The sequence below is a fragment of the Phnomibacter ginsenosidimutans genome, from assembly GCF_009740285.1.
GTDB classification, from domain to species: Bacteria; Bacteroidota; Bacteroidia; order Chitinophagales; family Chitinophagaceae; genus Phnomibacter; species Phnomibacter ginsenosidimutans.
Genome location: NZ_CP046566.1, coordinates 1,450,743 through 1,463,184 on the forward strand (window position 1 = coordinate 1,450,743; position 12,442 = coordinate 1,463,184).

8 protein-coding genes are annotated in these 12,442 nt (G+C 48.7%); 3 read left to right on the plus strand and 5 right to left on the minus strand.

From position 1 onward, the window contains the following. Position 1: 1 nt before the first annotated feature. The 5 genes from GLV81_RS20065 to GLV81_RS06195 all read right to left on the minus strand — a co-directional run bounded on the left by GLV81_RS20065 (position 2) and on the right by GLV81_RS06195 (position 6,250). Positions 2-2,479 carry a DUF559 domain-containing protein gene (locus tag GLV81_RS20065; protein WP_246186282.1) on the minus strand — a complete coding sequence of 826 codons (2,478 nt, stop codon included), beginning with the start codon at positions 2,477-2,479 and terminating at the stop codon, positions 2-4. 251 nt (positions 2,480-2,730) lie between these two features. Then, positions 2,731-3,219, minus strand: a complete 489-nt coding sequence (locus GLV81_RS20070; RefSeq protein WP_246186283.1) for a DEAD/DEAH box helicase — start codon at positions 3,217-3,219, stop codon at positions 2,731-2,733. A gap of 27 nt (positions 3,220-3,246) precedes the next feature. Further along, a complete protein-coding gene (locus GLV81_RS06185) occupies positions 3,247-4,878 on the minus strand; it encodes an ATP-dependent DNA ligase (protein WP_157477768.1) in 1,632 nt (543 codons plus the stop codon). Continuing rightward, positions 4,875-5,894, minus strand: coding sequence for a ligase-associated DNA damage response exonuclease (locus tag GLV81_RS06190; RefSeq protein WP_157477770.1), 1,020 nt, complete (start codon positions 5,892-5,894; stop codon positions 4,875-4,877). The genes GLV81_RS06185 and GLV81_RS06190 overlap by 4 nt, the downstream gene beginning before the upstream one ends. Positions 5,895-6,013: 119 nt before the next feature. After that, positions 6,014-6,250, minus strand: a complete 237-nt coding sequence (locus tag GLV81_RS06195; protein WP_157477772.1) for a hypothetical protein — start codon at positions 6,248-6,250, stop codon at positions 6,014-6,016. A gap of 189 nt (positions 6,251-6,439) precedes the next feature. On the opposite strand from GLV81_RS06195, the gene GLV81_RS06200 reads away from it, so the two are divergent. From GLV81_RS06200 to GLV81_RS06210, 3 genes are all read left to right on the plus strand, one after another. Beyond that, entirely contained in the window at positions 6,440-6,865 is a 426-nt protein-coding gene (locus GLV81_RS06200; protein ID WP_157477774.1) for a VOC family protein, read from the plus strand. A 191-nt stretch (positions 6,866-7,056) separates the two neighbouring features. Beyond that, positions 7,057-11,349, plus strand: coding sequence for an FG-GAP-like repeat-containing protein (locus GLV81_RS06205; RefSeq protein WP_197428987.1), 4,293 nt, complete (start codon positions 7,057-7,059; stop codon positions 11,347-11,349). A 193-nt stretch (positions 11,350-11,542) separates the two neighbouring features. Further along, positions 11,543-12,331 carry a CPBP family intramembrane glutamic endopeptidase gene (locus tag GLV81_RS06210; protein ID WP_157477778.1) on the plus strand — a complete coding sequence of 263 codons (789 nt, stop codon included), beginning with the start codon at positions 11,543-11,545 and terminating at the stop codon, positions 12,329-12,331. The last annotated feature ends 111 nt before the right edge of the window (positions 12,332-12,442 follow it).

Sequence of the window (12,442 nt, forward strand, 5' to 3'; positions counted from 1 at the left end):
GTCAGGCGTTGAGTGCCGCTGCCATTTTGCGGATGCGTTCTTCCAGATTTTCGGAAGACAGATTGTTGCGGTTGAGTCCGTCGGCAATAATGGGGAAAGAGAGTGGAGTAAACTTCTCCGGCCAGCGAATGATGATATCATGTTGCTGAATGCGCTGCAAGGCTTGTCGTAGCCGCACTTCTTCCATTTGTTGTTCGTACACTTCCTGATAGGCCTGCCGCAGCAGCAGGTTGTCGGGGTCAAAATCTTTAAACACTTTAAAAATCAGCGATGCTGATGCCTGCAGGTGCCGGGCTTTTTTTTGCTCACCGGGCATGCCCTGAAAAATGAGACCGCCAATCACGGCAATGTCTCTGAATTTGCGCATGGCCATTTCTACATGGTTGGCGCTTTGCTGCATGGCCAAAAACAAATCTTCGGTGCTGAATAACGCATGCACATTGCTGTCGTCTACCGGTATGGGTTTGTCGCTCAGCAGTTCAAAGCCATAATCATTCATGGCAATGGAAAAAGTAATGGGCATACTGCGGCTGATGCGGTAGGCCAGAATGGCACTCATGGCTTCGTGTACGGCCCGACCTTCAAAGGGATACACCAGCAGGTGAAAGCCTTCTTTGCTTTCGTGGTGCTCTATCAGCAGCTCGTTGTTGCGGGGAATGTGGGAGAGTTGGGATTGTAATTCGAAGAGGGGGATGAGGGCCTGGAGTTCGGGGGAAGTTTCTGCCTTTGCCCTCCTCTCCACCGGAGAGGGGCTGGGGTTGAGCAAATCATTGTCTTGTATTGCCCCCCTCTCCACCGGAGAGGGGCTGGGGGTGAGGCCGTTCTTCAAATGCTGTCCCTCATGTCTATTCCCCACATACTCCCTCCACCATTCCGGTCTTGCTTTTTGCAGTCTTTCCTGAATAGTCGCTACACTATCTATTGCTGCTAACCTGTTCCTGATTTTTTCTAAAACGGTAATTTGATTTTTTTCAATCTCACTGTTCCAGAATCGCATGATGCCGTAGCCATGTTCCGATAAGTGGCAGGCCCTGAAAAAATCTGCTTTGGCGTTGTCCGGGTCTCTATGCACTGAACCATCTAATTCAATGATGAGTTTTTTCTCGAGGCAAACAAAATCAGGAATGAAGAACAATACAGGGTGCTGTCTTCTGAATTTGTATCCATCCAGTTTTCTATTGCGCAGGTTTTGCCACAGTAGTTTTTCTGCAACGGTGGGCTCTTTGCGCATTTCTTTTGCATGCTTGAGCAGGGTAGGCCATTGCTCGGGGCTGGTGGTCATGTAGCCTGGTCTAGTCTTCTCTTCATTTGACCTCACCTCTTGCCCCTCTCCAAGGGAGAGGGGTAGAAGCGATTGCTTTTCAATCAATGACGCAGCCTCCCCAATCGTCCTTCTCAACACCATGCCCAAATTAGCAGTCAGGCTCATGCGGCCGCCCATCCAGCTGGGTACAATGGCTTTTTTCTTGCTGCTTTTGCGCACCATCACGGTCATGTCTTTCAGCTGTACCAGTTCGAGGTTGCGACCGGCCAGTGTAAACACATCGCCGGGGTCCAGCCGGCTGATAAACCATTCTTCAATATGACCCACATAGCCGCCGGTTACAAACTTTACCTTCATCATGGCATCGCTTACAATGGTGCCAATGTTCATGCGGTGGCGCAGTGCCAGTCTTCTGCTGGTTATTTTGTACACGCCTTCTATCACTTCCACTTTGCGGTACTCATCGTATTGCTGCAGGGCCTTGCCGCCTTCGGTAATGTGTAGCAATACCTGCCACCATTCCTCTTCCGTCATGGTTTGAAAGCACCAGGTACTTTGTACCATGGGCAGTATGTGCTCCGGCCGAAAGCCATCGCCTACGGCCAGCGTACACAAAAACTGACACAGCACATCAAAGCACAAAGCCAGCGGATCCTTGCTTTCCATTTCGCCATCCTCAATGGCGGTTTTGAGTGCCGCTGCCTCCACCAGTTCCAAGGCATGTGTGGGCAAAAAATACACGTTGCTCACTTCACCGGGTTGATGACCAGCCCGGCCAGCCCGCTGCAAAAAACGAGACACACCTTTGGGTGAACCCACTTGTATCACCGTATCTACCGGACGAAAATCAACACCCAAATCGAGGCTGGCCGTGGCAACTACAGCTTTAAGTGTATGGGTATGCAAAGCTTCTTCCACCCATAGGCGTAGCTCTTGTTCAATGCTGCCGTGGTGCAGTGCTATGGCTCCTGCCAACTGAGGGGCTACATCGAGCAGGGTTTGGTACCACCGCTCCGCCATCCCTCTTGTATTGATGAAGATGAGAGTGGTGTTGCTTCGCTCAATAATGGGCACCACTTTTTCAGCCAGCTTAATGCCGAGGTGTCCAGCCCAGGGATATTTTTCAATCTCATCAGGAATGATGCTGTGCACGGCAATGTCTTTGCGCATTTGTGCTTTCACAATCACACCGGGTTGCTGCAAGGGGCGCAACAACACTTCACGGGCTTCATCGAGGTTGCCGATGGTGGCGGAGATACCCCAGAGTAATGGTTGATGGTTGCTGGTTGGTAGTTGGTAGGAGCCCTCACCCCCGCCTCTCCCTAAAGGGCGAGGAGCCAGGAATGTATCGTCTTTGTATTGCTGCAGGTGGCCGGCGGCGTATTGGCCTTGCAGGTAGGCAATGGCTAATTCAACTTGTACGCCACGTTTGCTGCCGAGCAGTTCATGCCATTCATCAACGGCTATTACTTTGAGATTGGTAAAAAGGATAGATGGCCCTTCATGGCCAGTAGCAATTGCAGGCTTTCGGGGGTGATGATGAGCACTTCCGGCATTTGCTTTTTTTGCCGTGCTCTTTCGCTGGTCTCGGTGTCGCCATTGCGGATGCCTACCTGCCAGGGCAGACCAATGTCGGAGATAGCTTCCTGCATGGCACGACCCAAATCTTTGGCCAATGCCCGCAGTGGTGTAATCCACAGCAATTGCAGTCCGTTGTTTTTTTGTTGCTGCCAATTGGTAGGATGCGCATCAATAAACTGAATGATGCTGCCGAGAAAAACAGAAAAGGTTTTACCACAACCCGTTGGTGCATTAACGATACCGCTGTCGCCCCGCAGCATGTGTGCCCATGTTTCTTCTTGAAAGGCAAAGGGGGATAATGCTTTCCCCGCCAACCATTGAGTGATGATGGCGGTGCCGGGGGAAGGCGTGATATGTGGCTGTTGGTTTTTCACGAATAAGCTTGGTCAAATGTAGCGGCATTATTTGCTGCTGCTGTTGCCATACTGCTGCAACAATTGTTTCAAATCATCGAGGGTATTGATTTCTGAAGCTGGTTTGTCTTTGCGCCAGCGGTTGATGCGGGGAAAACGCAGTGCCACACCGCTTTTGTGCCGGTTGCTGGCGGCAATGCCTTCAAAAGCAATTTCAAAAACGAGTTCTGGTTTTACGGTTCTCACTGGGCCAAACTTTTCAATGGCATGTTTTTTTACAAAGGCATCCACTTCGGCAAATTCTTTATCAGTAAGGCCGCTGTAAGCTTTGGTGAATGATACCAGTTTATCTCCATCTCTTACAGCAAAAGTGTAATCGGTGTAGAGATTGCTCCGGCGGCCGTGGCCTTTTTGCGCATAAATCATCACGGCATCAATGGTGAGCGGCTCTATTTTCCATTTCCACCAATCGCCTACTTTGCGGCCCGTTTGGTACACACTGTTGCAGCGCTTCAGCATCAGACCTTCTGCCTTTTGGTCGCGGCTGTAGCGGCGTTGTTCGGTGAGTGATGTCCAGTCGTCTGCTGTTACAACGGGTGACATAAACAAGCCCGGGAGCGGATGTTCTTGCAATAGTTTTTCCAGCAAGGCACGTCTTTCACTGAGCGGCGTTTGGCGAATATCTTCACCTTTCCATTCCAGCAAATCGTAGGCAATAAAACCCACTGGTGATTGTTGCAATAATTTTTTCGATACTATTTTACGGTTGATACGTGTTTGCAGTTGTGCAAATGGACCAATGTGTTCGGGAATGCTGTTGGCATTGGGTTGTAAGGCTACTATTTCACCATCCAGCACAGTGCCGGCAGGCAATTTTTTTTCCCAGCCATGAAACTCCGGCAAATGATCGGTGAGCAATTCTTCGCCTCGGCTCCAGATGTACAAGGCATCCCGCACAATCACTTGCCCACGGATGCCGTCCCATTTCCATTCGGCCTGCCAATCGGTAATGGGGCCAAGGCTTTCAGGTTCCTCTCCTAAAGGATACGCCAGGTAAAACGGATACGGTTTGCTGCTGTCGGCAGTGGTATCGCCGCTGAGTACCAGCTCCGCAAAAGAGGTATTTGATGGATCCCAGTTGCCGCTGATGCGATGGGCCAAAACGGATGCATCAATGCCCGTGGCTTTTTGCAACGCATTCACCATGGTTTGCTGGCTTACGCCAATGCGAAAACCACCGGTGATGAGTTTGTTGAACACAAAGCAAGCATCAAAATCCATTTGCTGCCAATGCTGAAGGATAAACGCTTTTCGGGTTTCTTCATCTGTTTTTTGCAGCGATATGAAAGAAGCAATGAGCTGTGATAAGCTGGGTAACGCATGTTGTATTGCTGCTGTGTTTTTTTGCGTCGCCAGCAACGCAATGGTTTCTGCCAGATCGCCCACGGTATGGTAGCATTCTTCAAACAGCCAGGCAGGTGTTTGTGTGAGTTCAATGCAGCAATCGGTAAGTATGCGGGTGTTGACAAAACGCTTGGGCCTGCGTCCGCTGAATATGGCAATGGTCCATACTTTATCGGCGTCATCGGCAGTTTGGAAGTACTGCAACAATGCCTGCAACTTCTCGTTGGTTTTGGTGCTGCTGCCCACTTCCTGTACCAGTTGTGCAAATGCTTTCATGCGGCACCTCCTGTTGTTTCAGTGGCATCTTCTTCGCCGCCGTATTGCGTTTGCACGGCTTCGCTCCAGGTGTTTTTTTCTTCCCGCAGGTAGCGGCTAAAGCTGTCGGTAAATCCGTGGGTGCTGTACACTTTTTCAGCACCGCACAATTGCACCGCTTGCAGCAGCGACGGCCAATCTGCATGATCGCTGAGTACAAAACCGGCATCCGAATTGTTGCGGCGTTTGTTGCCCCGCACCTGCATCCAACCGCTGCAGTTGGCATCGCGGTAGCGGCCTGCTTTTTTCAGCCATGCAGAACCCGCAGCACTGGGTGGCGCAATCACAATCTGTCCTTCAATATCCGCTTTGTTGGTATCTGCTGTAATGCGGTGGCATTCGGGCAATACAATGCCATCGGCTTGCAATGCTTCATTGGCATTGGCAATGGCACCATGTAACCAAATGCGCAAGCCTGTTGCCGCCAGGGCCCGTTGTATACGTTGCGCTTTACCCAGCGAATACGCATAAAAAACGGACGTGTATTGCTGCTGATGATTATGTGCTACCCATGCACACATCTCGTTGTACACTTGCTGTTGCGGTTGCCATTGGTAAATGGGCAGACCAAACGTGCATTCTGTAACCATGTGGGTGCAGGCCACGGGGTGCCAGGCAGTGCTCAGGCCATCATCTTCCAGTTTGTAATCGCCGGTGATGAGCCATGTTTCGCCATGCGCTGCTACACGCACCATGCTGCTGCCCACAATATGCCCTGCGGGAAACAAGGTGAGCTCTACATCGTGTATGCGCATTGGTTCTTCCCACCCAATGGTTTGCAGGGCAATGTCTTGCCCGAGGCGCTGGCGCAGCATGCCTTTGCTGAGGTGATGGCTGAGGTAGCGGGCCGAACCCCAACGGGCATGGTCGCTGTGGGCATGCGTAATAACTGCCCTTTGCACCGGCCGCCACGGGTCGATGTAAAAATCGCCGGCGGGGCAGTACAAACCTTTATCGGTAAATTGAATGAGCGACATGCCGTGTTCACTTGTTGTTTCGAAGAAAGCGCATAAAACAACAGCGAACAAAGCAAATTGTTAGGACTGGGGTAGGGTCGTTTTTTGGGGAGAAATATCTGAAGTAGTTTGAAAAGAGGTCAGGCTATCCCCCGCAGATTATTGTTGTAGAGATAACGGTAATATAGGTTTTGCTTGCTGGGAATGAGCCAGCCTTCCTGGCGCATCCACATGCCGGTTTGCACCAGTGCATCGGCCTCAGCTCCGGAAAAATAATCTCGTACGGAAAACATGGCATCGTTGGGATGCGTTTCGTAGAGCATGGCCATTTTCAAGGTGGCTTCCTGCAAAATATCGGCAGCAGTCATCAGTTCCATATCCAGCATTTTACTGATTAAAAATTGGGTGATTCTAAGTTCTTGCAGCGTAGCGAAACAGGACCTGCACAGTTTTGCACGGGTAGTGCATACCATCGTTTGGTGTCTGCTCTGCCTGCATAAAGGTTTCTGCAAAAAGCGCAGTAACTTACCACAGCAACGATTTGTTTACGCATCAATCAGCTTGTTATGCAACAATCTACTCCATTGTACCCCTGCTTGTGGTTTGATGGCAATGCCCGAACTGCCGTACAGTTTTACTGCGAAGTTTTTGATGGCGACATCATTTCAGAAAATCCCGTGGTGCTGATATTCCGCATTCGGGGCCAGCAATACATGGCGCTGAATGGCGGTCCGCAATATCAGTTTACGCCGGCCATTTCTTTAGTGGTCTCCTGCGATACCCAGGATGAGATTGATTTGTATTGGGAGATGCTGGGCTACAAAGGCCATTACCAACCATGCGGCTGGCTGACGGATCAGTTTGGCGTTTCGTGGCAAGTGGTGCCCAAGGTATTGCCAACGCTCATGAACAATCCGCAGCGTGGCACAGCAGTGCTGCAGGCATTGCTGAAAATGCAAAAGATTGACATTGCTGCATTGGAGAATGCTTAGCTGCATATTGGCTATTTTACAATGCTTACAACCATTCATCACATTGTATGGTTTCGCTCTATTATTCTTCTGGTATCACGGTGCATAGCCTGTACATTTGTTAGGATGCAGCATACGAAAAATTACCTTCCGCTTTTATGAAGCAGGGCCATGCATTTCAGCTCCGGATCAGCTGCTTACTTGCTGTGAGTATGCTTTGTACCATCATAGGATTGGCGCAGCCGGTGATACAGTCTTTTGCACCCCTTACAGCCGCCAGTGGCAGTACACTCATCATTTCAGGTAGTGGCTTTTCTTCTGTTGCAGGAAATAACGTGGTTCAGTTTGGTGCAGTAAGAGCTACGGTTCAATCGGCTACAACCACGAGTTTGCAAGTAATTGTACCCGCGGGTGCTACCTACCAGCCCATTACAGTAAACAGCAATGGGCTGACAGCACAATCTTCCCGGTATTTTTTACCGGCTTTTACACCAATGCAACCTTTGGCATTATCCAGTTTTGGATTGGCGCAAACATTGGAAACGGATTATTATCCCAGAGAAGTATTGCTGCATGATTTGAATTTGGATAACAAACCCGAGGTGTTGGTATTGCGCTATTTGCCCAATAATTATTCACCCAGTCATGTATTGCCGTATCTCAACAATAGCAATGATTCTGCCATTATGCTGCAAGCGGCAGGTAGTTTTTTTGCCGGCACGTTTGCGTCCGATATGAAACTGGCCGATATAGATGGTGATGGATTACAGGATGTGATTACTTCCAGTATTGTGCCCAATGAAATTTCGGTATTGCGCAATACGAGTACTTCATCGAGTATTGGTTTTGCCACCCGATTTTTTATTAGTAAAAATGATGCGGCTTTTCATATTGCTGTAGCCGATGTGGATGGAGATGGCAAACCAGATATTGTGGGGAGCAATACGTTGGCAGGTACTATTTCTATGTACAGAAATACCAGTGCCGTTGGCAGCGTTTCATTTGCAGCTGCTATAGAAATGCCAGTGGCCGCCATGCCAAGAACGATTGTACTGCAAGATGTAAACAACGACCGTAAACCCGATTTACTGATGGTAGATGAGGCTAACAAACGGGTGGTTGTTTTTCGAAACCAAAGTACGGTTGGTAATATTCATTTGACGCAACAGGTAGCATTGAATAGCCCCGATGGTTTATTGCCCCAATACCTGTGCGTGGCAGATTTGAATGTTGATGGTAATACCGATGTGTTGTTTAGTACCATCAATGATTTTTATACGCAAGGAAATATATACGCATGGAGGGGCGATGGCAACTGGAGTTTTGTCAATGACGGTGCATTGCCCAAAGCATCTGCTGTGAGTGCCTTTTACAAACCTTCGGTAGCCGATATGGATGCTGATGGCAAACCAGATATTGCGGTGGGCAGGCAAGGTAGTTTTGATGTAGAAACATTTCGTAACACTGGTACTACAGGGTCAGTACTCAGTTTTGCCAGTGCCTCGGTGATGTATACAGGTTCTGCCTCAACTTTGGCTTTGGGTGATGTAAATAATGATGGATCACCAGACATGATTACTGGTTCTACTTTGGGCAGTGCTTCGCAAGTATTTCGCAACAAAACGGGTAAAACCAGCATCACCAATGTGTCGCCTGCAGAAGCTGGATATGGTGCTACCGTTCGCATCAGTGGCCGCAATTTTACAGGCACCAATAGTGTACGGTTTGCCGGCATAAATGCCTTGTCGTTTGTGGTTGAATCAGATACCAGCATTGTTGCTACAGTTGGCCATGCAGCTACTGGTGCGGTAAGCGTTACTGCAACCGCAGGAATTGATGCATGGCAAACCTTTACCTACAACAATGCGCCGCAGATTGATTCTTTTGCACCAGCCATGGCTGCTTCGGGAGATACGGTATTGATATATGGCCGTAACTTTTACAGTACGCATACGGTACAGTTTGGCGAGGTGAATGCAACCTGGTTTGAAGTGGTGCATGCAGGGCTCATGAAAGCCATTCCTGCAACTGGCAATCATGGCTACGTGAGTGTACAAAACAGTTCGGGTTTTTACAGAAAAGACGGGTTTGTTTTTTTACGCAAGCCAGTGCTGCAAAGCTTTAATCCGGCATCGGGCTACAAAGGCCAATGGTTGTATTTGTATGGACAACATTTGGCATTGCCCGGCATATTACCCACGGTATCCATTGGTGGAGTTGTTTGTCCGCAGGTAAGCAGCAGCAATGATTATACGCAATTGATGGTCGTGCTAGCATCCGTTCAAAGCGGTGATATAATTGTACAGCATCCGGGTGGTGCCGACACGCTGCACGGATTTGTGTTTATTCCTGCACCCGATATTATTGCGGCCTCGCCGATGGCAGCTTCTCCAACAGATACCATTCGAATTTCGGGCAGGTATTTCAGTGATGTAACGCAAGTAAAATTGGGCGATTCATCAGCCGCATGGTTTCGGGTGCTCAATGATAGCATGATTGTGGCAGTGGTGGGCCATGGCAAAACCGGCCCAATTACAGTAACCAAATTTTCAGGCAGCGATACCTTGAGTGGATTTGTGTTTGTGCCCTTTCCTGCTCCGCAAATCATGCAATCAACACCAAACACGGGTACAGCTGGTACAAAAGTGCTGCTCACCGGACATTATCTCTGGGGAATCAAATCCATACAACTTGGAGGAAAAGAAGTAGTGAATTTTCAAAACCCTCATCCCGATTCAGTATGGCTTTGGGCGCCGGTTGACGCATCGGGTGGTATACGCATTGAAACTTACTATGGAGTGGTGCTGCTACAACCCGGATTTATCAGACAGCTACCACCGATATTTACCGGTTTTTCACCAGCTGCTGCATCGCCGGGTGATGTGCTTGTACTGCAAGGAAATGGATTTGGCAACAATGCATCTGCAGTTCAGGTTTGGTTTGGGCCGGTAAAAGCGAATATTGTTCAAATCAATAATCAACAACTAACGGTGCAAGTGCCATACTCGGCTGGGTATGATAAAATAACAGTGGTAGTACAATCTTTATCAGCAATAAGTGACCGTTATTTTCAGCCTTTGCATTTGCCAACCGCTGGTTTGCCGCTACGTAATAACTCTTTTGTACGCAGTGGAACAGATGTTTCTGGTGGCATTGCTTACGACAGGCAATCCATAGCGGTGGACTTGAACAATGATGGCAAACCTGATTTGGCTACTTTATCAAGTTACAATGGATTGATGCTGTATCGCAATACCAGTGAAGCCGGAAGTGTGTTGTGGAGTGATGCCATCATGACGGGCATTGGTGGCGCCAGCAGCATGGAGGCCGCTGATGTGGATGGCGATGGTATGCAAGACATTGTATTGTTTGGTGGCGGAGGAGTAGTGCGTAACATTTCCACTATGGCTTCAATCGCTACATCTTTTGTTCCTGTGGGTATCAATGCGACTGATAAGCTGGCCGATATGAATGCAGACGGAAAACCGGATTTGCTGCGGATTGGCGGGGCCAATATTGTTCAGATACAGTTTAATACCAGTACGCCGGGCGACATCCGTTTTAGTGAAGTAGTAAATATTACTACTGCCAATAATCTGCCCTTTACCTGGTTGGCCAATGCCGCAGATATTGATATGGATGGCGCCATAGATTTAATAGGTGTTGGTGGCAACTATCTGCATGTGATTCGCAATACAGGAAACAGTAACCTGCCTGCATTTACGAGCCTGCATCAGAGCTATCGTTTCAATGGCGCCTCCGCTTCCTATTATTATCCGGAGGCAGTTACGCTGGCAGATTTGAATGCAGACGGAAAACCGGAAATGCTGGTGCAGCACAACACGTACAGTACAGCCAGTTTTGGTATTCATGAAAATCTATCAACACCGGGTAATATGTTGCTGGGTGACGTGCAGGTGATGACGAATGCACCAACAGACAAAACCGTACAGTCTGGTGATTTTAATGGCGATGGCAAGCCTGACCTGCTGATTGGCAGTGGCCCATGGTTGTATGTATATCAAAATCTTTCTACTTCGTCAACTGTTGTATTGGGCAACAGAGCTGCGCTACAATATGTAGCTGATGCTGCTTGCATTGCAGATATAGATGGCGATGGCAAACAAGATATTGCCACGCATTCCAACGGTTGGATTGTGCTGCGCAACCGCATGGGCGAAACGCAAACCTTGAGTATGTGTGTAGAAGGGAATGTTACCATTCCTGCTAATGTAACAGGTAGTAGCTATCAATGGCAAATGAATTTGGGTAGTGGTTTTGCCAATGTGCAAAATGATGCTCATATAAATGGCGTGACTACCGCAACGCTTCAGCTCAGCAATGTGCCGGGCAATTGGCTGAACCGACAGGTTAGATGTATGATTGACAATGGCGCCGTATACAGCGAACCACAACAACTGAATTTTACGAATAACTGGACGGGCAGTCAAAACCAACAATGGCATACACCTGCTAATTGGAACTGCAGGGATAGTGCCAGATGAATATACTTCCGTTGCCATTCCCGCAGGCAAAACGGTGCTGGTGAGTGCCAATGCCACGTGCAGGTATTTGTGGCAAGAAAGTTTTAGTGTATTGCGTGTACTGCCCGGCGTTCAGTTAAACATTTTGCAGCGATAATGACATTGTAGCTGTAAACCGAAACCACCGTTGTAATGAGCAAAAAAACGAAGGCTATTGTCAGGTCTATTCTTTTTTGCAGCTACTTTACGCTTGCTGCTCATGTTGTTTTCGATGGGTAAGCAGCTGTTTCCGGCTTCGGCAGAAAGGTGGGCTTATGGTTTGTTGGGTACAGCAGCTGGCTTGGTAACAACGCTTGTATTTGTACAAATAGATAAACTGCGGTTTGCTGATGTGGGGTTGCAGTGGCGGAAAATAACACTGCTGCATTTTGCACAAGGTGTAATGATAGGCGTATTGGTAATGGGCAGCATGGCGGCCATGGTGTTTGTATTGGGTGGCCTACACCTGCAATGGAATACTAATGCCACGGTATTGGGTTCGCTGCTAGCTATTTTGCCGTTGATTCCGCTGGCATTGATGGAGGAAATTGGCTTTAGAGGATATGCTTTGCAACGACTACAAAAAGCAGTAGGCATCAGAAGTGCTATTTGGATAACGGCGTTGTTGTTTGGGGTGTATCATTTGCTGAATGGATGGAGCTGGCAGGCGGCTATGTTGGGAACTACCATTTGGGGATTGCTGTTTGCATGGGCGGCTTGTAAGCAACAAGGCGTTGCCATGAGTACGGGTATTCATTTTGCTGCCAACATGACGACGAGTTTGTATACCGATACAACACCAACTTTTCAATTGTGGCAGATACAAATGGCCAATGGCAGTAGCATGCAAACCTATCAGCAAACATGGCTGACCGAATGGCTGCCGCATGTGGCATTGTTGCTGCTGAGTATTTGGTTGATAGAAAGATTGGTGAAGCAGCAATCAAAGTTGAGAGATGCATAATGCTGATGGGCTGCGGTGGGTGGAGGCCACGCTGCAGGCGTGGGTACGCAGCGCAGCGAAGTACCGGAGCGAAGCGGAGCCGGAACACGCCGGACTGCTGCTACATGCACG